Origin of the sequence: Pantoea sp. EKM103V (assembly GCF_011800365.1) — a bacterium.
Lineage (GTDB): Bacteria > Pseudomonadota > Gammaproteobacteria > Enterobacterales > Enterobacteriaceae > Pantoea > Pantoea anthophila.
Genome location: NZ_JAALFQ010000003.1, coordinates 1 through 21,838, shown reverse-complemented (window position 1 = coordinate 21,838; position 21,838 = coordinate 1). Strand labels below are relative to the sequence as shown.

General features: G+C 56.9%; 20 protein-coding genes and 4 tRNA genes. 12 read left to right on the top strand and 12 right to left on the bottom strand.

Features of this window, described 5'->3' with window-relative positions:
* Nucleotides 1–12: 12 nt before the first annotated feature.
* The 4 genes from HFD97_RS09060 to HFD97_RS09045 all read right to left on the bottom strand — a co-directional run bounded on the left by HFD97_RS09060 (nt 13) and on the right by HFD97_RS09045 (nt 2,622).
* A complete protein-coding gene (locus tag HFD97_RS09060; protein WP_009088892.1) occupies nt 13–294 on the bottom strand; it encodes a lipoprotein in 282 nt (93 codons plus the stop codon).
* Nucleotides 295–560: 266 nt separating this feature from the next.
* The gene (locus HFD97_RS09055) at nt 561–1,367 is read right to left on the bottom strand and encodes a hypothetical protein (protein WP_009088891.1); all 807 of its coding nucleotides are present in this window, start codon (nt 1,365–1,367) and stop codon (nt 561–563) included.
* A 9-nt stretch (nt 1,368–1,376) separates the two neighbouring features.
* The gene (locus tag HFD97_RS09050) at nt 1,377–1,829 is read right to left on the bottom strand and encodes a universal stress protein (protein ID WP_009088890.1); all 453 of its coding nucleotides are present in this window, start codon (nt 1,827–1,829) and stop codon (nt 1,377–1,379) included.
* Between the two features lie 7 nt (nt 1,830–1,836).
* Nucleotides 1,837–2,622, bottom strand: a complete 786-nt coding sequence (locus tag HFD97_RS09045; protein ID WP_009088889.1) for an IclR family transcriptional regulator — start codon at nt 2,620–2,622, stop codon at nt 1,837–1,839.
* A 149-nt stretch (nt 2,623–2,771) separates the two neighbouring features.
* Here HFD97_RS09045 and HFD97_RS09040 point away from each other — a divergent pair, with 149 nt between their 5' ends.
* From HFD97_RS09040 to ypdK, 3 genes are all read left to right on the top strand, one after another.
* Entirely contained in the window at nt 2,772–4,370 is a 1,599-nt protein-coding gene (locus HFD97_RS09040; RefSeq protein ID WP_167431308.1) for an MFS transporter, read from the top strand.
* 2 nt (nt 4,371–4,372) lie between these two features.
* Complete coding sequence (locus tag HFD97_RS09035) at nt 4,373–5,401, top strand: HlyD family secretion protein (RefSeq protein WP_167431307.1); 1,029 nt, start codon at nt 4,373–4,375, stop codon at nt 5,399–5,401.
* Nucleotides 5,402–5,602: 201 nt separating this feature from the next.
* Nucleotides 5,603–5,677, top strand: coding sequence for a membrane protein YpdK (gene ypdK / locus HFD97_RS09030; RefSeq protein ID WP_099257831.1), 75 nt, complete (start codon nt 5,603–5,605; stop codon nt 5,675–5,677).
* A gap of 51 nt (nt 5,678–5,728) precedes the next feature.
* Here ypdK and alaC read toward each other — a convergent pair whose 3' ends face one another.
* The gene (alaC, locus tag HFD97_RS09025; RefSeq protein ID WP_167431306.1) at nt 5,729–6,964 is read right to left on the bottom strand and encodes an alanine transaminase; all 1,236 of its coding nucleotides are present in this window, start codon (nt 6,962–6,964) and stop codon (nt 5,729–5,731) included.
* 117 nt (nt 6,965–7,081) lie between these two features.
* Entirely contained in the window at nt 7,082–7,606 is a 525-nt protein-coding gene (locus tag HFD97_RS09020) for a GNAT family N-acetyltransferase (protein ID WP_111208575.1), read from the bottom strand.
* Between the two features lie 278 nt (nt 7,607–7,884).
* Between HFD97_RS09020 and HFD97_RS09015 the strand changes: the two genes are divergently transcribed.
* Both HFD97_RS09015 and HFD97_RS09010 read left to right on the top strand, forming a co-directional pair.
* Nucleotides 7,885–9,555, top strand: a complete 1,671-nt coding sequence (locus tag HFD97_RS09015; protein WP_280117047.1) for a sensor histidine kinase — start codon at nt 7,885–7,887, stop codon at nt 9,553–9,555.
* Nucleotides 9,552–10,280 (top strand): LytTR family DNA-binding domain-containing protein, encoded by a 729-nt coding sequence (locus HFD97_RS09010; protein WP_009088880.1) that lies wholly within the window; start codon nt 9,552–9,554, stop codon nt 10,278–10,280. The genes HFD97_RS09015 and HFD97_RS09010 overlap by 4 nt, the downstream gene beginning before the upstream one ends.
* 123 nt (nt 10,281–10,403) lie before the next feature.
* Here the strand turns inward: HFD97_RS09010 and glk are convergent, their stop codons facing one another.
* Both glk and ipdC read right to left on the bottom strand, forming a co-directional pair.
* Nucleotides 10,404–11,369, bottom strand: coding sequence for a glucokinase (gene glk, locus HFD97_RS09005; RefSeq protein WP_009088878.1), 966 nt, complete (start codon nt 11,367–11,369; stop codon nt 10,404–10,406).
* 160 nt (nt 11,370–11,529) lie between these two features.
* Nucleotides 11,530–13,182, bottom strand: coding sequence for an indolepyruvate decarboxylase (ipdC, locus tag HFD97_RS09000; protein ID WP_167431304.1), 1,653 nt, complete (start codon nt 13,180–13,182; stop codon nt 11,530–11,532).
* 219 nt (nt 13,183–13,401) lie between these two features.
* Between ipdC and mgrA the strand changes: the two genes are divergently transcribed.
* A complete protein-coding gene (gene mgrA, locus HFD97_RS08995) occupies nt 13,402–14,391 on the top strand; it encodes an L-glyceraldehyde 3-phosphate reductase (RefSeq protein WP_167431303.1) in 990 nt (329 codons plus the stop codon).
* Between the two features lie 170 nt (nt 14,392–14,561).
* Complete coding sequence (locus tag HFD97_RS08990; RefSeq protein ID WP_009088875.1) at nt 14,562–14,966, top strand: DUF2502 domain-containing protein; 405 nt, start codon at nt 14,562–14,564, stop codon at nt 14,964–14,966.
* Between the two features lie 45 nt (nt 14,967–15,011).
* Here the strand turns inward: HFD97_RS08990 and HFD97_RS08985 are convergent, their stop codons facing one another.
* Nucleotides 15,012–16,253 carry an Nramp family divalent metal transporter gene (locus HFD97_RS08985; RefSeq protein WP_009088870.1) on the bottom strand — a complete coding sequence of 414 codons (1,242 nt, stop codon included), beginning with the start codon at nt 16,251–16,253 and terminating at the stop codon, nt 15,012–15,014.
* A gap of 369 nt (nt 16,254–16,622) precedes the next feature.
* Here HFD97_RS08985 and HFD97_RS08980 point away from each other — a divergent pair, with 369 nt between their 5' ends.
* On the top strand, nt 16,623–17,813 hold the full coding sequence (locus HFD97_RS08980) for a NupC/NupG family nucleoside CNT transporter (protein ID WP_009088868.1): 1,191 nt from the start codon (nt 16,623–16,625) through the stop codon (nt 17,811–17,813).
* A 300-nt stretch (nt 17,814–18,113) separates the two neighbouring features.
* On the opposite strand, the gene HFD97_RS08975 is transcribed toward HFD97_RS08980, so the two are convergent.
* Together HFD97_RS08975 and HFD97_RS08970 are read right to left on the bottom strand one after the other, a co-directional pair.
* Nucleotides 18,114–18,189 (bottom strand) — tRNA-Ala (locus tag HFD97_RS08975).
* Nucleotides 18,190–18,233: 44 nt separating this feature from the next.
* Nucleotides 18,234–18,309, bottom strand: a tRNA-Ala gene (locus HFD97_RS08970).
* Nucleotides 18,310–18,669: 360 nt separating this feature from the next.
* Between HFD97_RS08970 and HFD97_RS08965 the strand changes: the two genes are divergently transcribed.
* Nucleotides 18,670–19,458 (top strand): formate/nitrite transporter family protein, encoded by a 789-nt coding sequence (locus tag HFD97_RS08965; RefSeq protein WP_009088865.1) that lies wholly within the window; start codon nt 18,670–18,672, stop codon nt 19,456–19,458.
* 111 nt (nt 19,459–19,569) lie between these two features.
* Nucleotides 19,570–19,923, top strand: coding sequence for a YfeC-like transcriptional regulator (locus HFD97_RS08960; protein WP_009088863.1), 354 nt, complete (start codon nt 19,570–19,572; stop codon nt 19,921–19,923).
* A 35-nt stretch (nt 19,924–19,958) separates the two neighbouring features.
* Here the strand turns inward: HFD97_RS08960 and gltX are convergent, their stop codons facing one another.
* Nucleotides 19,959–21,374, bottom strand: coding sequence for a glutamate--tRNA ligase (gene gltX / locus HFD97_RS08955; protein ID WP_167431302.1), 1,416 nt, complete (start codon nt 21,372–21,374; stop codon nt 19,959–19,961).
* Nucleotides 21,375–21,645: 271 nt separating this feature from the next.
* Between gltX and HFD97_RS08950 the strand changes: the two genes are divergently transcribed.
* Nucleotides 21,646–21,721: transfer RNA gene (locus HFD97_RS08950), tRNA-Val, on the top strand.
* A gap of 40 nt (nt 21,722–21,761) precedes the next feature.
* Nucleotides 21,762–21,837: transfer RNA gene (locus HFD97_RS08945), tRNA-Val, on the top strand.
* Nucleotide 21,838: the final 1 nt, after the last annotated feature.

Sequence of the window (21,838 nt, the reverse complement as noted above, 5' to 3'; positions counted from 1 at the left end):
GCCCTTTTTTATTTAGCTTTTTATGGCGTAATTACACTGGAACCACGCTTTCTTCAGCCCCGGAATATGACTTTCCTGTGCCGGCAGCGCCTCCACTTTATCAAATCCTTTGTTGCTGCAGTAATTCGCCAGGTCAATATCCATCGCATCACGATTGACCTTCAGCGGGTCAAACCGATACTGAACGGTATTTGAGCTGGGATCTTCGTCAACACGTTCAAATGCCCCGGGTTTGCTGGAGGTACATCCACTCAGCAGAATAAGCGCCAGTGCGCCGGTAATTAATTTTTTCATTTCGTTGTCCTCACTTTGCCGCGCAGTGTATGACGCGGCCTGTCACGCATCCATAGGATTAATGCGCGAAAAATCGAAACCTTAGAAGATTTTGCCAATTAATGCGATACGATTAAACGGCTATCGCTATCGTACCAGACATGACAGGATGCAGTCAGACCCAACGAAAGACTGCACCACACCAGGAAATGCCAAAAATAAGAATCTGTTCCTCTCTTCCCTGCCCGCGCTTAGCGGGCTTTTTTTTGCCCGCTTCCAGCCATCCGTTACTGACCGGTCAGGGCAATCATTCTACGTAACAGATTAGCGGCGCGCTTGTCAGGTAATGCCAGAATGGCACTGTAGAGATCGATAGACATGGCACACAGCGATGAACGGTCTACCGCCGTGTCGGCAGGCATATTCAGCTGCTGCAGCTTTTCGCCCCACTGCTGATAGAGGCGACCGACGATGTTCTGCAGATCCGCCTGTGCCAGCGGCTTATCCAGTGGCTGATCGGGCGGAGGACTGTTCAGCAGCAGCTGTTCCATCGCATCCGCCTCCTTGCGATTCAGGGAAGGTGGCAGCGTGGTCAGCAAATTGATGCCTCCGCTCACCTGCGGATAGAGATAACGGAAGCAGAGGCCCGGATCGAGTCTGTTCAGCGCCTTCATCTCTTCGACTGAGACGCGGATATAGTTAACAACCGCCTGATCCGTTCCGCGCATCAGCCGCTGATTAATCACCTCGATCAGCCAGCCGCGCAGTTCGCCCGTCGCCTGCTCAGCCGGTTCTCCGGCCCGGATGCGGCGGGTCAGTTCCTGGGTCAGCAGCAGCCACAGCGCCGGTTCCTGCGTCTGCAGCACCCGGTAGCCCGGCATTGTTGCCAGCTGCTTCACCGCCTGCTCATGCTGGCTGGCCTGCAACCGATGCGGGGCGACCCAGCTGAACCAGACCAGATTCGCCAGTATCAGCGGCAGCAGAAAGAGAACCAGCCCCTGCCACAAACGCAGCCGGGTCGTTTTGATCAGAACAATAATGATCAGCGCCAGCAGCGCAAACGCCGCCAGCGTAATAAAAAGCAGCCCATTCATGCGGCGGGATTAATCCTTACGCACATCGATCAGCACCGGACAGTGCGCACGTTCAATGACCGACGCGCTGACGGAGCCTTTCAATAACCGGTTAAAAGAGGAGAGATGGCGACGCCCCATAATGATCATGCTGGCCTTGAGCTGCTGCGACTGGGCAACGATAGACTCTGCCGCGTCACCGGCCAGAATCATGCCTCGGGCCGTAATGCCGGCGCGCAGCAGCGGTGCCAGCGCATGGCGCACCACCAGCTCCGCAGTGTTCTGCTCATCCTGCGCGGCCACAAAATCGGCCGGATCTTCACCCGCGTCGATTTCCATCGGCTGATTGCAGGCGGAGTAGGCAGGATCTATACAGCACAGCACCACCACTTCCGCACGATGTGCCAGCGCTTCTTCAATGGTTAAGGCGACCACTTTCTCCGCTACCGGAGAGTGATCAATGGCCATCAGCAGGGTTTTCATCAGATGCTTATCCTTCTATCGCGGCAACTTTGCCGATTTCACGTACCAGTGCCTCTTTACACTTCAGCATCTCGTCACGAAAGCGGGCTTCGTGTCGCAGAAAACGTGCAGAGGGCACCAGCAAAGAGACAGAAAAACGACCAAACAGCGTATCCAGCGCAAACGCCATGGTAGAGACCCCTTCCAGCGTTTCGCCACGATCCACGGCAATGCCGGTTTCGCGAACCTCCCCGAGCAGCTGCAGCAGCTGCGGCAGGGTTTTCACGGTCATATCCGTTAACTCCTGCCAGTCATCGCCGACAATGGTTCGCACATCTTTGTCACACTCGAGCGCCAGCAGTGCCCGCCCTCCGGATGTGCTGTAAAGCGGCAGATTAAGCCCCATATGCGGAACAACGCGAAGCTCACGCGATGCCACCACGTGATGAACAATCGCCAGCTGGCTGCCGCTGGCGCGTGCCAGTGAGACGGTTTCGTTGGTATCGGAGGAGAGTTTTTCCAGCAGCGGGCTGACCAGGTCTACGACATCGGTATGGACGCTGGAGATGAGTTTTAGCAGTGCCGGCCCCAGCCGCAGTCCCCCCGCCCCGCTGCTGCGCACCAGCTCTGCGCTGTCCAGCGCGGCGACAATGCGCTGCACCGTTGAACGCGGCAGTTCGACCGCCTGCGCGATCTCGCCGAGGCTCATGCCGCCCGGCTGCTGGCCCAGCGCATTAAGAATTTTTGCCGCACGGGCGATGACCTGTATACCGCCCGTTTTTTCATCCTCGCGGCTGGAGGGGTGATGTGCCATAGCGTCGTCCTGTTTGAGCTGCCTTACTGTAACCCGATTGCCGCACTTTTTACAGCCTGTACCACATTGCAATACAGCATACCGGGATGTAATATTACCATCTGTATCACATCGCAATACACCGCATCATAATAACGAGATCGCCTGCTATGAACGCCAGGTCCGCCGCTGTGCCGGCCCCCCACCCTTTTACGCTGCGTCTGGCGCTGGGTTTAGTCGGTGTCCTGATCGCCGCCCTGACCTCCGGACTGAACGATCGCGTCAGTGATATTGCGCTGGCCGATATTCGTGCCGCAATCGGTATCAGTGTCGATCAGGGTAGCTGGATTATTTCCGGTTATCAGGCGGCCGAAGTCGCTGCCATGATGATTGCGCCCTGGTTTGCCGTCACGCTGTCGCTGCGACGCTTCACGCTCGGCGTGTCAGCGGGATTTATGCTGACCGGTATTCTGCTGCCGCTGGTGCCTGACCCTACGCTGTTTATCAGCCTGCGCGTTCTGCAGGGACTTTTTGGTGGCGCATTACCGCCGATGCTGATGACGGTCGCCCTGCGCTTTCTGCCGCCTCCGTTTAAACTCTTTGGCCTGGCGGGCTATGCCCTGACCGCCACGTTCGGTCCCAACATGGCGGCCTCGCTCGCCGCGTTGTGGACCGATCACGTCAGCTGGATGATGGTCTTCTGGCAGGTGGTGCCCGGCATGCTGATTGCCATGCTGCTGATCAGCCGTGGGATCCCGCAGGACCCGCTGCGTCCCGAACGCTTTCAGCAGATCGATCTGTTCGGCATGGTGACCGGCTGCAGTGGGATGGCGCTGCTGGTGCTGGTGCTGACCCAGGGGGAACGCCTCGACTGGCTCAATTCGCCGCTGATTACCGGGATGCTGCTGACGGCTCTACCGCTGCTGCTGGTCTTTCTGATTAACGAGTGGTTTCACCCGCTGCCGCTGTTTAAGCTGCAGATGCTCCGGCGGCCCAATCTGGCGCATGGCTTGCTGGGTCTGGCCTGCGTGCTGATCCTGGGACTCTCAGGTTCTGCCCTGCCCTCCGCCTATTTTGCTCAGGTCAGCGGATTTCGCACCCTGGAGTTTGCCCCGCTGGCGCTTACGGTCGGCCTGCCGCAGCTGCTGATCGCGCCGCTGATTGCCGCCCTGCTGAATATTCGCCGGGTCGACTGCCGCTGGATGCTGACAGCGGGCGTCGGCCTGCTGGTGGTTGCCTGTCTGCTGGGGACACAGATCACCAGCGACTGGGCGCGACAGAATTTCTGGCTGCTGCAGATCCTGCAGGCGTTCGGACAACCCATGATCATTCTGCCGATTCTGATGAGCGCCACCAGCGTCGTGGCGCCACCCGAAGGCCCCTTTGCCTCGGCGATGTTTAATACGGTGCGCGGCTTTTCCAGCATCGCAGCCTCCACACTGGTTGAAGTATTCCTGACTCACCGCGAGCAGTTTCACTCCAGCGTGCTGATTGACCAGGCGGCCAGCCGCAGCTGGCTGATGACCGCCCCGACTGCCGCTCAGGCCAGCAGCAGCCTGCCGCTGTTGCCTGACGGCAGCATCAGTACCAGCGCGAATCTGAGTGGATTCGCCACCCTGGTGCGGCATCAGGCAACGGTGCTGGGCCTGAGCGACAGCTGGCTGATGCTGACAGGCTTTGCCGCCTGCCTGCTGGTGCTGACCGCCATCCTGCCAAAACGGGTCTGGCCGCCGCAGACTCTGATTCAACCCCCTTCCCGGAATAACTGAATATGCGTGCTTTTGAAATGAAAAGAACCCTGCTGCTGACTCTGCTGCTGGTGATTTTGCTGGTCATGGCCTTTGTCGTCTGGTCACTGATGAACGGCAACGATCACCGCACCAACGATGCTTACATCAATGCCGATTACACGCTGGTGGCGCCGAAAGTCTCGGGCTATGTCAGCAGCGTGCAGGTTCAGGATAATCAGCAGGTTAAAGCAGGCCAGCTGCTGGCCACGCTGGACGATCGTGACTATCGCGTGGCGCTGGAGAGCGCCACCGCTGACCTGCAGGTGAGCCAGGCGAAGCTGCTCAGCAGTCAGGCGCAGCTTGAACAGCAGCAGTCCGTGATCGATCAGCAAAAAGCCAGCGTAGCGGCCAGTCAGGCGTCAGCACAGTATGCCGGTCAGAGCGCGGAACGCTACAACCGCCTCTACAAGAGCGGCACCGTTGCAGCCGACGATCAGCAAAAAGCGAGCTCAACTCAGCGCTCAGCCCTGGCGGCGGTTCACCAGAGTCAGGCCGCGCTGGCGTCAGCCGTTAAACAGGTGGGGGTACTCCAGGCAGCGGTGCGGTCGGCGGAAGCGGATGTGGCTGCCGCGAAGGCCAGCGTCGATCAGGCCCGGCTGAATCTCTCCTACACGCGTATTGTCGCCCCGGTGGACGGCATGGTCGGTCAGCGTGCGGTGCGGACAGGCGCCTATGTCTCCGCCGGAACCCGTCTGCTGGCGGTGGTCCCGCTGCAGCAAACCTATGTGACCGCGAACTATCTTGAGACGCAGCTCAGCGATGTGCGTCCCGGTCAGCGGGTGCAGATCCGGGTAGATGCCCTGCCTGGCAGGACGTTCACCGGCCATGTGGACAGCATTGCACCGGCAACCGGCGCAACTTTTTCCGCTATCTCTCCCGATAACGCTACCGGCAACTACACTAAAGTGGTTCAGCGTTTGCCGGTCAAAATTGTGCTGGATAGTGACCAACCCAATCTGGCCCAGTTGCGTGTCGGCATGTCTGCGATCCCGGACATCGACGTACCGTAATATTGTGAGCAATATCTCAGAACGGACCTATTTCATTTGGGCGGGATTACGCGTAAATTAGCGCTCGATCCTGTTCTGAGTTATTCAGATCGACCCGGACAAGAGAAGACCCTGCCGCTTATGGCGCTCTCTTTTCCACATCTGTTCGCGTTGCACTGGTTTGGGATCGCCATCATCGTAACCGCTCAGAGGAGTTGCTTTGTGAAATATGCCTTGATGGGAATTTCTTTTTTCGCATTACTTTGGTTCGGAACCTTCGTTCTGCTGCTGAAGTAACGGCGTGACAGTGCCGCCAAAGGGCGACGTTAACGTCGCCCTTGCTGGCTGTCAGCTTTCTTCTTCCTGCAGTTTCATGCTGCCCGGCAACACGCCGTCGGCACGAAACATCGCTTTTATCCCCCGCACCGCCTGACGTATGCGATCGCTGTTTTCAATCAGCGCAAAACGCACGTGCGTATCACCGTAGTCGCCAAATCCGATACCGGGCGAGACACAGACTTTTGCCTCCTGCAGCAGATGTTTGGCAAATTCCAGCGATCCCAGATGCGCATAGTGGTCCGGGATTTTTGCCCAGACGTACATAGACGCTTTCGGATTCTCCACCATCCAGCCCGCTTCATGCAGGCCTTTTACCAGCACATCGCGACGGCGTTTGTACTGCTCGGCGATGTCGCGCACGCACTGCTGATCGCCCTCCAGCGCAGCAATCGCCGCCACCTGGAGCGGTGTGAACGTGCCGTAGTCGTGGTAGCTTTTAATACGCGCCAGTGCGGCAACCAGCTCTTTGTTGCCCACCATGAAACCGATGCGCCAGCCCGCCATGTTGTAGCTTTTCGACAGGGTAAAGAATTCCACGGCGACATCACGCGCCCCCGGCACCTGCATGATTGACGGCGCTTTCCAGCCGTCGTAGACGATGTCGGCGTAGGCCAGATCGTGGATCACCAGCACGTTGTACTGTTTCGCCAGCGCAATGACCCGTTCGAAAAAGTCGAGTTCCACACACTGGGCGGTGGGGTTGGACGGGAAGCCGAGGATCATCATTTTTGGCTTGGGATAACTCTCGCGGATGGCGCGTTCCAGCTCGTTGAAGAAATCAACGCCCGCCACCAGCGGCACTGACCGCACCTGCGCACCCGCAATCACCGCGCCGTAGATATGAATCGGATAGCTGGGGTTCGGCACCAGCACGGTGTCGCCGTGGTCCAGCGTTGCCAGCATCAGATGCGCCAGCCCCTCTTTAGAACCGATAGTGACAATCGCCTCCGATTCCGGATCGATTTCGACCTGGTAGCGATCGGCGTACCAGCGGGAAATGGCCCGGCGCAGGCGCGGAATGCCGCGGGAAGTCGAGTAACCGTGGGTGTCATCACGCTGTGCTACCTGGCAGAGCTTTTCGACGATATGCGGTGGGGTCGGACCATCGGGATTGCCCATTGAAAAGTCGATGATATCTTCGCCGCGCCGACGCGCAGCCATCTTCAGTTCAGCGGTGATATTAAAAACGTAAGGGGGTAAACGTTCAATACGCGAGAAACGACGGGGTGTGCTGTTATCAGCCATAGTGTCCTCTGGATTACGTAAGCGCCCGGACCGTCCGAGCGACGCGGGTCACTGCGGTGACCCGTTATGAACATAACGTGGTGAGGATCATTTTGTCGAGCATGGCAGAAAATATTTTTATTGCTGCGGATTCAGTCGTCCCAGCAGCCAGTCGTTCACCCAACAGCCGTTCAGCAGATAATTATCCCGCAGCGTCCCCTCCAGCTGAAAACCGTTCTTCTCCAGAATACGGCGCGAGGCCCAGTTACCTTCCACCACCAGCGCCTTGAGTTTATGGAAATCAGCCTCCAGTAAAAACTGGCACAGGGCCGCCAGCGCCTCGCTGCCATATCCCTGACCGCAGTAGCGATGCAGCAGCATGTAGCCCACTTCTGCCTGCCGATGCGGCTCCCACTCCGGGCTGCAGCCAAACAGGCCAATCGGCTCCCCGTTATCCCGCCGCCGCGCAACCAGACAGAGCATATGAAAGCTCCCGGGCTGCCAGGGGGCCAGACGCGACGTGAAGCGCTGGCGGATATCCGCCTCATCAGGGATTTCACTCACCCAGGCCATGGTGTCGCGATCTTCATGGACGGCGCGAAACAGCTGCCAGTCTTCTGGCTGTAATCGGGTGAGGGTTAAACGGGTGGTGACAAGTTGCATCTGCTGCTCCCGGGTGATGCGGTTTACCGGCGATCGCTGGCACGCGTTATCGCGCAACATAGCAAAACGGCCTTCCAGCGACCAGCGTTAACCGGCGGGAAAACTGTTCCCCTTTATTGCGCTCAGACTTTCCTCTTTTAGCTGCATCCCCTTAAAAATTGACCTGCAGCAGGAATGCCCGGCACGATTCACCAGGAGGCTGGCGGTTCGCGATCACATTTTTTATCATAGGGTCACTTTCCCTTGCCGACGAGCCGCCTGTGCCCTCCCACTTCACGATGTTGCTGGCCGTTTTTGACCGCGCCGCCCTGATGCTGATCTGCCTGTTTTTCCTGACGCGCACCCGTCCGTTTCGTCAGCTGCTGCAGAAAGATGAACATACCCGCGCAGAGAAGATAGCGGTCACGGCGATCTTCTCCCTGTTTGCCCTGTTCAGCACCTGGTCGGGGGTCAATGTGGATGGGTCGCTGCTGAACGTGCGGGTGATCGCCGTGATGGCGGGCGGCATCCTGTTTGGTCCCTGGGTCGGTATCGCCACCGGCATCATCGCCGGCCTGCACCGTTTTCTGATCGATATCCACGGCGTGACCTCTGTTCCCTGTCTGATTACCAGCATCATTGCCGGTGTTGTGGCGGGTGGTATTAACCGGCGGGTCCTGAAAGAGCATCGCTGGCGTGCCGGTATCGTCGGCGGGATGCTGTGTGAAGCCCTGACGATGGTGCTGATTGTCTTGTGGGCGCGCCCCACATCGCTCGGCCTGGCGATAGTGTCCGAAATCGCCCTGCCGATGATCCTCGGCGCCTCCAGCATCGGCCTGATTGTGTTGCTGGTGCAGAGCGTTGAAGGGGAAAAAGAGGCGATTGCCGCGCGTCAGGCCAAGCTGGCGCTGGAGATCGCCAATAAAACGCTGCCGCTGTTTCGTCAGGTTAACAGCGACTCACTGGGCAACATCTGTGACATTATCCGGCGGGAAATCAAAGCCGATGCGGTGGCGATGACCGATAAAAAGCAGATTCTGGCCTATGTTGGCTATGGCGAACATAATTATCAGCACGGGGATGACGGTATCAGTCCTACCACCGCGCAGTCGATCGCCAGCGGTAAAATTATTATCAAAAACAATGATGAAGCCCATCGCACCAAAGACATTCACTCCATGATTGTGATTCCGCTGTGGGAAAAGGGCAAGGTCACCGGCACGCTGAAAATCTACTACCGTCGTGCGCATCGTATTACCGGCTCGCTGAAAGAGATGGCGATCGGTCTGTCACAGATTATCTCTACGCAGCTGGAGGTGTCGCGCGCCGAGCAGCTGCGCGAAATGGCCAATAAAGCGGAACTGCGCGCGCTGCAAAGCAAAATAAATCCCCATTTTCTGTTTAATGCCCTGAACGCTATCTCCTCCTCCATCCGGCTCAATCCCGATACCGCCCGCCAGCTGGTGATTAACCTGTCGCGCTATCTGCGCTACAACCTGGAGCTGAACGACGATGAGCTGATCGACATCCGCAAAGAGCTGTGGCAGGTCAAAGATTACATCGCCATAGAGCAGGCGCGGTTTGGCGACAAGCTGACGATGATTTATGACGTCGATGAAGATCTGCACTTTCTGCTGCCCAGCCTGCTGATTCAGCCGCTGGTGGAGAATGCCATTGTGCACGGTATCCAGCCCTGTAAAGGCAAAGGCGTGGTGACGCTGAGCGTGCGGGATCAGGGCGACCAGGTGCGGATTTCGGTGCGGGATACCGGCAGGGGGATCAGCGAGGAGGTGATGGCCCGGGTGGCGCGCAACGACATGCCCGGCAATAAAATCGGCCTGCTCAACGTGCATCACCGGGTGAAACTGCTGTCGGGTCAGGGATTGTGCATTGTGCGGCATGAGCCGGGCACGGAAATCTCTTTTACGCTCAGTAAAAACGGCCAGCGGCTGGCGGAGAATCTGTTATGAAAGCCATTATTGTGGAAGATGAATTCCTGGCGCAGCAGGAGCTGAGCTGGATGATCCAGCATCACAGCAAAATCGAAATTGAAGCCTGCTTTGATGATGGCCTCGACGTGCTGAAGTATCTGCAACAGCATCGGGTGGATGTGATCTTTCTCGACATCAACATTCCTTCACTGGATGGCATGCTGCTGGCGCAGAACATCCATCAGTTTGCCCACAAGCCGCTGATTGTCTTCATTACCGCCTGGAAAGAGCATGCGGTGGAGGCGTTTGAGCTGGAGGCATTTGACTACATTCTCAAGCCCTATCAGGAATCACGGATTGTCACCATGCTGAACAAGCTTGAAGCCACGGCACAGGCACAGCAGGCGGTCAGCCACCTCAGTGCCACACCCGCCCCGCAGACGGTCAATCTGGTCAAAGATGAGCGCATCATCGTCACGGACGTGAATGATATTTACTACGTTGAGGCACATGAGAAGCTGACGTTCGTCTACACCCGGCGTGAATCCTATGTGATGTCGATGAACATTACCGAGTTCTGTTCCCGCCTGCCGGAGCAGCAGTTTTTCCGCTGCCATCGCTCTTACTGCGTCAGCCTGAACAAAATTCGCGAAATCGAACCCTGGTTTAACAATACCTATCTGCTGAAACTGCGCGATCTGGAGTTTCAGGTGCCGGTCAGCCGCAGCAAGGTCAAGCTGTTTCGACAGTTAATGCGGCTCTGATGCCGGGGAAAAGCGTGTCCGGGAAGGGAGTCGTAAAGCGGATAAGGCGTGCCCGGGCCCGCCCTGATCAAGTCGGGAACCCGCTCGCGCACAGTCAGATGCCGTGCACGAGCGGAAGCCGGATCAGATTTCGCGACCCAGGGTCTGACGCAGATGCGCGCCCGCGCCCAGCAGGCCAGGCTGATCGTGCGTAATCATATAGACCGGGATGCTGGCCACATAGTCGCGGAAACGCCCTTTGTCTTCGAAAGCAGCGCGGAACCCGGACGCCTTAAAGAACTCCAGGAAGCGAGGCACGATGCCCCCTGCGATGTAGACGCCCCCGAAGGTGCCGAGATTCAGCGCCAGATTGCCACCAAAACGGCCCATGATGACGCAGAACATCGACAGCGCACGACGGCAGTCGGTGCAGCTGTCATCCAGCGCACGCTGGCTGACATCTTTCGGCTTCAGGTTTTCCGGCACGCGCTTGTCCACTTTAACAATTGCGCGATAGAGGTTAACCAGACCGGCACCCGACAAAACGCGCTCGGCGGAAACATGGCCGAGCTCTTCGCGCAGCACTTCCAGAATCTGATCTTCTTCTTCGCTGTTGGCCGCCAGATCGACATGGCCGCCCTCGCCCGGCAGGCTTACCCAGCGCTTGTCCACATGCACCAGATGGCTGACGCCTAACCCTGTACCGGCACCATAAATCGCGATAGGTTTATCTTTTACCGGTTCAGTTCCGCCGAACTGAATCACGTTGTCAGCGGTCAGCATCGGGATCGCCATTGAGACTGCCGTGAAGTCGTTAATGATTTCCAGGTGTTCAAAACCGATGTTCTCTTTGAGCTTGCGCGTCGAAAACGCCCAGTCATGGTTGGTCATTTCAACCCAGTCATCGGTAATCGGGCAGGCAATGGCAATACAGCCATCTTTAACATCCTGCTGTTGTTCATCAAGATAGTGGCGGATGACAGCTTCGAGGCTGTCGTAGTCTGATGTTGAGAATGTTTTGGCCTGGGAGATGCTGCCGCTTTCCACCTCACACAGGGCGAGGCGCGCGTTAGTCCCGCCGACATCGCCGACCAAGGCATAGGTTGTCATTCTTCTGTTGCTCCGCTTGGGGTCTTAAGAGTTGGAGGACACTATAAAATTCTGCCCATAAAACAACAACGCTCACCGGTGCGATTGGTGAGCGTCTTACTCAGGTGTGCTACAGCCTAACCGCGATAGTCAACCCTGCACAGCGGCAACTATCTGAATCTTAGCCGCCGTTGCGTTGATTCAGGCAGGCCGTGACTTTTCGTAACAGCGGCGGCAGATCGTCTTTCGGCATCACCACCTCAACCAGCGACAGCCATTGAGGCCGTGAGAGCCGCGCCATCACCTCGTTTAACTGCACCGTTTCACTGATGCGCCAGCTCTGCGCCTGGCCCTGCAGGCTGAAAGCGTGCGGTAAGGCGGTCCAGTTCCACTGTGCAATATCATTATAACGTTGAGTTGCGCCGTGAATCGCTCTTTCTACGGTATAACCTTCATTATTCAGCAGAAAGATAATCAGCGACTGTTGGTCGCGCAGCATTGAGCCCAGTTCCTGAATGGTCAGCTGTGCCGAGCCGTCACCGATGATCAGGATAACCCGGCGATCCGGCGCGGCCGTCTGCGCGCCAAAGGCTGCCGGAAGAGTATAGCCGATTGAACCCCACAATGGCTGCACCACCAGCTGTGCCTGTGAAGGCAGTCGCAGGGCCGCTGCACCAAAGGCTGCCGTCCCCTGTTCGGCCAGAATCAGGTCGCCGGGTTGCAGGAATGACTGCATGGCCTGCCAGAACGCCTGCTGACTGATGATCGCCGCTGGCGCTTCGGGCTGCGCGACGGTGGGCGTGTCGCCACTCTGCCACTGCTGCCCATATTGCGCGAACAGCGACTGGAGTTCGCTTAACGCATCGGCCATCGACAGCGGGGCAAACTGTTCCGAGCCTGCGCGGGCGCTGTGCGGCTGCAGATCAATACATTTCTCCGGGACGAACTGCTGCGTGAAGCCCGCGGTGATCGTATCGGTAAAACGGACGCCGACGCAGATCGCCACGTCCACCTGCTCAATCTGTTCACGCACCTGTCCGGCGCTCGCCTCACCGGCATAGGTGCCGACGTAACCCGGCTGCTGTTCATCCAGTACGCCTTTACCCATCAGCAGCGTGGCGCAGGGTATCGCACGCTGTTCACGCAGCGCGGCCAGTGCCGCCTGCTGCTGCCAGCGCAGCGCAAGGAAATCCGCCAGCAGTGACACGCGCTGCGCCGAAGCCAGCATCCGCTCCGCCGCAGCGCGGAAAGCACGGCGGACGTCGGGCGAAGAGGTTTGCCGGATAATCAGCGGCCGGGCGGGTGGCGGGACTTCCGTCGCCGCGACGTCAACCGCCAGCGAAAGATAACCCGGACGACGTGCCTGCAGCGCATGGGTTATCACCCGGTCAATCTCAGCCGTGGCGTTGTCCGCGGTAAGCCGGGCGGTTGCGGCGCTGACCTCCCCGGCCATGCGAATGAAATGCTGAAAATCGCCATCGCCCAGCGAATGGTGAACGCAGTCGCCCTGCGACTGTGCGCCTGTCGCAGGCGCACCCACGATGTGAATGACCGGCAGATATTCAGCATAGCTGCCTGCGACGCCGTTGATTGCGCTCAGCTCGCCGACACCAAAGGTGGTCAGTAGTGCCCCTGCGCCGTTGCAGCGCGCATAACCATCCGCCGCATAGGCTGCGTTAAGTTCATTGGCGCACCCCACCCAGCTCAGGGTGGGATGGGCAATGACCCGATCAAGAAACTGGAGGTTATAGTCGCCCGGCACACCAAACAGATGCTCTATACCAATCTCCTGCAGACGGCTTAGCAGGTAATCGCCAACGGTAAATGTAGACATCGCGCATTCCTTTCAGGGAAGAGTCGGCTTAAGTATCTGACAGCCGTTGAAATTAGCGAGAAAAGGGGTGGTTTTCAGCCGCCGCAATGTGCGGAAAGCGGGCGTTACGCTGGCGGAATATTCTGTAAAATTGCGAACTGGTGCGCATTGCCACTGAGTGTAACCGTATACACTGATAGACTTTTGGCACATCTTCCCGTTTTTACTCAGGAGCGCTGAATGTCCTCTTTCCCCCATCCCGACCGTTATCAGCAGATGGAATACCGGCGCAGCGGCCGCAGCGGCATTAAGCTGCCCGCCATTTCGCTGGGGCTGTGGCATAACTTTGGTGACAGCACCCGCGTCGATAACAGCCGTGAACTGCTGCGCCATGCCTTTGACCGTGGCATTACGCACTTCGACTTAGCGAATAACTATGGTCCGCCGCCCGGCTCGGCAGAGGAGAACTTCGGCCGGCTTCTGCGGGAAGATTTTCGGGCGCATCGCGATGAGCTGATTATCTCCACTAAAGCGGGTTACACCATGTGGCAGGGGCCTTATGGCGACTGGGGATCGCGTAAGTATCTGGTCGCCAGTCTGGACCAGAGCCTGAAACGTATGGGGCTGGAGTATGTGGATATTTTCTATCATCACCGCCCCGATCCGGACACCCCGCTGGAGGAGACAATGCGCGCGCTGGATCATGTGGTGCGTCAGGGCAAAGCGCTCTACGCCGCCCTCTCGAACTATCCGGCCGGGCTCGCGGCTGACGCGATAGCGATCCTGCGCGATCTCGGCACGCCCTGTCTGATCCACCAGCCGCGCTATTCGATGTTTGAACGCACACCGGAGCAGGGACTTATTCAGACGCTCGGCGAGGCGGGCGTCGGCTGTATCGCCTTTTCCCCACTGGCGGGTGGTGTCCTCACCGATCGCTATCTGCAGGGCATCCCGGCCGATTCGCGTGTGGCCAGCGGCAGCCGCTTCCTGGATGAGAACCAGCTGACGGAGGAGAAAATGGCACGGGTGCGCAGACTGAATACCCTGGCGCAGCAGCGCGGGCAGAAGCTGGCGCAGATGGCGCTGGCGTGGGTGCTGCGCGATGAGCGTGTCACCTCAGTACTGATTGGTGCCAGTAAAACGGCGCAGATTGATGATGCCGTGGCGATGCTGGCCCGCCGTGAATTCAGCGACGCTGAGCTGGCAGCCATTGACGCGGCCCTGATGTGATCCCTGCCCTGCCCGGTGCTCACCGGGCAGTTTCAGGGCCAGAATTGTCTCAATCCCCTTTCTCTCCCCAATTTCCTCACAATCTTCCGACACAATGATAGGGTAACAACAGCAATCCGCAGGCACAGACTGCGCCGCAACAGCATCAGACTGTTGATGAGGAGAAAAAAATGAAAAGAGCCCTGATATTTGCTGCCCTGCTGGCCCTGTTGTCGCCACTGGCACACCAGACCGCCCAGGCCTCTGGAGCCTCTATTACACTGGCCCCCGGCGTAACCCTGAACCTGGGTGACCGCGATCGCCGTGGCTACTACTGGGATGGCGGTCGCTGGCGTGAACCGCGCTGGTGGAACGATCGTTATTCTTATAATGAACGCCGCTGGTGGCGCCACGAAGAGTGGCGGCGTCATCAGCAGTGGGAGCGTGAACGTCGCTGGCATGAGCGCGACCGTGAGCGTCGCTGGGAACATCAGCATCGCCGCGATCGTGACTGGGATCATCATGACCGTCGTGGTCCAGGGCCGCATGGGTTCGGGCCTCACGGACCGGGCCCGCACGGCCACGATCGTCACTAAACAAAACGCCCGGCATAACCGGGCGTTTTTTGTCAGTCAGGCGCGTTACAGCCCCAGCGCCTCTCCCACCAGCAAATAGAGGTTCAGCGTAATCACCAGCAGCACAATCAGGCGGCCGGTGTTCTGCATCAGGCGGGAGTTAACCATATCCTCCCCCATCAGCTCGCGATTGCCGGTAAAAGCCAGCAGCGGGATCAGCGCCAGTGCAATTCCGAAACTCAGCAGCACCTGACTCATCACCAGAACCCGGGTCGGGTCCCACCCTGCCGCGATGACAATAAACGAGGGCAGCATGGTGATGGTGCGGCGTAACCAGAGCGGAATATGGAAGCGGATAAAGCCCTGCATCACCACCTGTCCCGCCAGGGTGCCCACCACGGTCGAGGATAATCCCGCAGCGACCAGACTCAGACCGAAGACCGTCGCCGCTGCCTGACCCAGCAGCGGTTGCAGCGTCAGGTAGGCCTGATCGAGTTCCGCAATTTTACTGTGACCGCTGAAGTGAAAGGCGGCTGCCGCAGTCGCCATCATCGCCAGATTGACGAATCCGGCAATCGTCATGGCAATCGCTACGTCCAGCTTGGTCGAGGAGTAACGCTGACTTTTACTGTCCTCACTTTTACCCTGCGTCAGGGCAGAGTGCAGATAGATAACGTGCGGCATGATGGTGGCGCCCAGCACACCGGCCGCCAGGAAGACGGCATCGGATGTCGGCAGCGCGGGCAGTGCCATCCCGGTCACCAGCTCTTTGACGTCAGGCTGAGAGAAGAAGAGTTCGACGATATAGGCCGCCGCCACAAACAGCAGCAGTCCTCCTATCACCAGCTCCAGCGGCTTTTGCCCCCGGCTCTGCAGCATCAGGATCAGGAACGTGGCGACACCGGTCAACACTGCGCCCTGCATCAGCGAGATGCCGAGCAGCAGTTTGAACCCCAGCGCGGCCCCGATAAACTCCGCCAGGTCGGTCGCCATCGCGATAATTTCCGCCTGCACCCAGTAGAACCAGACGGCGGGCCGGGGAAAACGATCGCGGATATGTTCAGCGAGGTTTTTACCCGTGGCGATACCCAGCTTGGCGGACATCAGCTGGATCAGCATGGCCATGACGTTTGCCCACACCACGACCCACAGCAGCTTATAGCCGTAAGCGGCGCCCGCCTGAATATTGGTCGCAAAGTTGCCCGGATCGATATAGCCGATAGCGGCGATAAAAGCGGGCCCCAGCAGTGCGAGTTTGACTTTTCTGACTCCGCGAGCGGCGCGCTCGGCGGTACGACTTTCAAACATATCCGGTACCCTGTCTGAACATGTGCCTGCCCCGGCAGCTTAGGGGTTGGCATGAGCAAGTGAAATTCGTTTATTGTTATCGGTGTAATAGATACTGCTATAAAGTATGGCCATTGCTATACATTACAGCAAAGGAAGTGACTGCTAAAAATGTGAGCAAGCATGTCACTTTACGCTCTGTGTAAAATATAGACAATAATTATGTGGTTATAAGAGGTAAATGATTTGTAAACAGGACGTGATCACGGAAACTTTTCTGGAAAATATAGCGATAGCGAATACTTATATTGTGGTTCAGATCTCGTTTTTAAGTAACGCGTTACATAGAATACGCAGCAAAATACAATCCTCCTCAAATTTGGAGCAACTATGTCCCATATTTTGCAGTTTATTCTGGCACTGGTGGTGGTCGGGATACTCTCCCTGCTGGTCAGTCACGATCGTAAAAGCATTCGCATCCGCTACATCATACAGCTTCTTGTGATTGAAATAGTCCTCGCCTGGTTCTTCCTGAACTCAGAAGCGGGACTGGGCTTCGTTAAAGGTTTCGCAGGCTTCTTTGACCATCTGCTGAAGTATGCTGCCCAGGGAACCAACTTTGTCTTTGGCAACATGAACGACAAAGGTCTGGCCTTCTTCTTCCTGAACGTCCTCTGCCCTATCGTCTTTATCTCAGCGCTGATCGGCATTCTGCAGCATTTCCGTATCCTGCCGTGGGTGATTCGCGGTATCGGCACCGTGCTGTCGAAAGTGAACGGCATGGGAAAACTGGAATCTTTCAACGCCGTGAGTTCTCTGATTCTGGGACAGTCAGAAAATTTCATTGCCTATAAAGATATCCTCGGCAAGATGTCTAACCGCCGCATGTACACCATGGCAGCAACCGCGATGTCGACCGTCTCGATGTCTATCGTCGGTGCCTACATGACCATGCTGCAGCCAAAGTATGTGGTCGCGGCGCTGGTGCTCAACATGTTCAGCACCTTCATTGTGCTGTCGCTGATTAACCCTTATCGCGTTGAGAACGAAGAAGACCTCCAGTTGCAGGATCTGCACAAGGGTCAGAGCTTCTTTGAGATGCTGGGTGAATATATTCTGGCGGGGTTCCGCGTCGCGATTATCGTTGCGGCTATGCTGATTGGTTTTATCGCGCTGATTTCAGGCCTGAATGCGCTGTTTGACCTCATCTTCGGCGTCACCTTCCAGGGCGTGCTTGGCTTTGTCTTCTATCCGTTTGCGTGGATGATGGGCGTGCCGTCCGGTGAAGCGTTGCAGGTTGGCAGTATTATGGCGACCAAGCTGGTCTCCAATGAGTTTGTTGCCATGATGGATCTGCAGAAAATTGCGGGTCAGCTGTCGCCAAACTCAGAAGGTATCCTGTCGGTGTTCCTGGTGTCGTTTGCTAACTTCTCATCCATCGGCATCGTGGCCGGTGCGATTAAAGGTCTGAACGAAGAGCAGGGCAACGTGGTCTCCCGCTTTGGCCTGAAGCTGCTGTACGGCTCTACGCTGGTCAGCGTGCTCTCCGCCGCTATCGCCGGGCTGGTGCTGGCGTTTTAAGTTTCAGAGGGCGAGCCGGTCTCGCCCTTCTCTTCTGCCTTACCCTTCTCTTCCCTGCATCGCTTTAGCTTATCCCCTTCGCTCGCCTTCCGCCTGCCTGCTCAGGCCTGTTCTCTTCGTTTAACCGCCGTGCAGAGGCCGCGCAGCGTGTCCGGGACAGTAGCTTGGCGCAGAGCAACCCTGATGGCTGAAAGCGTTAACGAGGGCAAAGCGGGAGAAACAGCAACAGGAAGTGAGACTCGCAGAAAAGGCGAAGAATGCGCACTACAGAAAGGATGTTGACAGCGATGTGTCAGAAAATGGTGGAGATAAGCGGGATCGAACCGCTGACCTCTTGCATGCCATGCAAGCGCTCTCCCAGCTGAGCTATACCCCCACATCTGGAATCGTTTTTCAGTACCAAACTTTTGGGAAGAAGTTTGGTGGAGCTAAGCGGGATCGAACCGCTGACCTCCTGCATGCCATGCAGGCGCTCTCCCAGCTGAGCTATAGCCCCGAACCGAAAAACTGTCGTGTTAAGCGACGGACGGCATAATATGAAACCGCCCTCAGGGTGTCAACGGCAAAATCACATTCTCGGTTTGATCGCTGAAAAAGGCGGCAACCTGCGAAGTTTCAGCAGCATGGCGCAGCGGAAAACCGTGACGCTGACCTCATACGGGGACAATGGCTGTTATTTACCCTGAGGTCAGGTTAATTCATGGTTAAATATGTTATAGGAATTTTCTTGTCTTCATCTTTTACGCATGCAAAACTTAGCCCGCTAATTTAGCGGATGCCGGGACCCTCTCCCGCGCGCCGCGCGTCCACCAGGCGTTTATCGTCCCATTATTCATAAAAAAACTACTGAGATACTATGTCGCTGCATACACCTAAAGAAATCGCACAACTGGCGATCCAGGCAGGCGTGGCTAAAAGCCGTGTGCCTGTCAGCATCCTTCTGATTCTCGGCTTTTTGGCGGGCGCGTTTATCGCGACCGGCTTCCTGCTGGATCTTCATGTCATTAACTCCCTGCCTGCAGACTGGGGTTCCTTTGGCGGCCTGCTCGGCGCAGCCGTTTTCCCGGTCGGGTTGATTCTGACGGTACTGGCCGGTGGTGAGCTGCTGACCGGTAATATGATGACCCTGCCTGTCGCCTGGTTCGCCCGCCGCATCAGCTTTATGAGCGTGGCGCGCAACTGGTTCTGGGTAACCCTGGCTAACTTCCTCGGCAGCGTGGCTGTCGCCTGGTTCTTTGGCCACATCCTGGGCATGACCGAAGGCGATTATCTGAAGAAGACCGTAGCCATCGCCTCGGCAAAAGTTCACGCCGATTTCCTGCACGCTTTTATTTCCGGCATCGGCTGCAACTGGCTGGTCTGCCTGGCGGTCTGGCTGGCGTTTGCCAGTAAAGATGTGGTGGGCAAAATCTTTGGCATGTGGTTCCCGATCATGGCGTTTGTGGCCATCGGCTTCCAGCACGTCGTCGCGAACATGTTCATTATTCCGGCCGCCATTTTTGCCGGTCAGCTGAGCTGGGCGGAATACTTCCCCAACTTCGTTGCCGTCTTCGCAGGCAATGCCGTAGGGGGCGCCGTCTTCGTCGGCCTGGCCTACTTCCTTGCCTTCCGTCCTGCCGCTGAACCTGCCAGCAACCCGCAATAATCCTCTTTTGCCTTTTGTCGAGCGACAAAAGGCAATTTCTGCTTCAGTTACTTTCACGCGTTAGGTTTTGCTGTAATATGTACCGCTAATGTATTTAACAGGGATAGCATCGTGAAAAAGGAATGGCTTACTCCCGAAGAGCTGGCTGCAGAAACGGGTTACAGTCGGCAAACGGTGAATAAATGGATTAAGCGTGAGAACTGGACGACGACACCGAAGCCCGGTGTGCAAGGCGGCAAAGCGCGTCTCATCCATATTGATGAGCGTGTGAAAAGTTTTATACAGTCTACCCGCAATCTCCACGAACCGGTGGCAACCTACGGTGCCGCAGCCAATTCGTTACCTGCGTTATTAATAAGTTCCGTCCAGCAAATGAGTCAGGAAGAGCAGGATCAGTTCACTGCGTTAATCTTACGTGAAGGGATAAAAGGCGTTCTGCAGCGACTGGGCATCAGCCAGGAGTAAAGAAACCGGAAGCGTGATGCTTCCGGCTGTGTGAATTAAGCCTGCGCTTCCCGCTCACTGATAAAGGCCAGAGCCTGCTCAATGCGCGCCACGCTGCGGCTGCGGCCGATTGCTTCCACGGTGACATCCAGACCCGGAGACTGACCAGCACCGGTCACCGCAACACGCAGCGGCATGCCGACTTTGCCCATCCCGACTTCCAGCTCATCTGCCGTACTCTGAATAGCCTGATGCACGTTTTCAGCGTTCCACTCAGCGATTGCGGCCAGCTTATCGCGCACCACTTCCAGCGGCTGACGCGCCACCGGACGAAGATGTTTCTTCGCGGCATCCGCATCAAATTCGGTAAAGTCTTCATAGAAGTAGCGGCACGATTCCGCCATCTCTTTCAGCGTCTTGCAGCGTTCGCCCAGCAGGCCAACCAGCTTCGCCAGTTCCGGGCCGGTGCGGGTATCAATGTTCTGCTGTTCAATATGCCACTGCAGATGAGTCGCCACATATTCTGGCGGCAGCGCGTTAATATAGTGATGGTTCAGCCACTGCAGTTTCTCAGTGTTGAACGCACTGGCAGACTTGCTGACCGCATCCAGGGTAAACAGCTCGGTCATTTCAGCTACGCTGAAAATTTCCTGATCGCCGTGTGACCAGCCAAGACGCACCAGGTAGTTCAGCAGCGCTTCCGGCAGGTAGCCATCATCACGATACTGCATAACCCCTACCGCACCGTGACGTTTAGAGAGTTTTTTACCGTCATCGCCCAGGATCATCGAAACGTGCGCATAGACCGGAACCTGTGCACCAATCGCTTTAAGGATGTTGATCTGGCGTGGCGTGTTGTTGATGTGGTCTTCACCGCGAATAACGTGGGTGATACCCATATCCCAGTCATCCACGACGACGCAGAAGTTGTAAGTTGGCGACCCGTCGGTACGACGGATGATCAGGTCATCCAGCTCCTGGTTGCTGAACTCAATCGGGCCACGGATCTGGTCGTCAAAGATGACCGAGCCTTCCTGCGGATTGCGGAAGCGCACGACGCAGGGCTCATCATCGGCATGATGTCCATGGCTGTCACGGCAGCGGCCGTCATAACGCGGCTTTTCATTATTGGCCATCTGCGCTTCACGCAGCGCTTCCAGACGCTCTTTAGAGCAGTAGCATTTATAGGCGGTGCCCGCTTCCAGCATTTCATCAATGACCGCGTTGTAGCGATCAAAACGTTTAGTCTGGTAGTAAGGGCCTTCATTCCAGTCGAGGCTCAGCCAGTTCATCCCATCCATGATGGCTTCAATGGCTTCCGGCGTGGAGCGCTCCAGATCGGTGTCTTCGATGCGCAGCACAAACTCGCCCTGGTTGTGACGGGCAAAAAGCCAGGAGTAAAGTGCGGTACGAGCGCCACCGACATGTAAGTAGCCGGTCGGGCTGGGCGCGAAGCGTGTTTTGATTTTCATTGAGTATTGCCTTAGATGCGCGGGTTCGTTGTCTGGATGACAAAAAACAGGTTAGACGCGAAAAACAGTGGGCACATTCTAGCATCTGCCCATGAATCCTCAATGGATGCCAGCCGGTTGCCGGCCGCGAAAAGACGCTTTTCTGCCAGTAAAACCAGCATATTGGCTAAAAGCGCGACAGGATGTTTAAAAATAAACCGAACGAACATTTATGTTTTAAAAAGCGTTGACTCAAAATCAACTATCCCTATAATGCGACTCCACACAGCGGGGGTGATTAGCTCAGTTGGTAGAGCATCTCCCTTACAAGGAGGGGGTCGGCGGTTCGAACCCGTCATCACCCACCACTCTTAACAGGGTGCCCGCAGTGAACAGGTATGAAGATATGGGTGATTAGCTCAGTTGGTAGAGCATCTCCCTTACAAGGAGGGGGTCGGCGGTTCGAACCCGTCATCACCCACCAC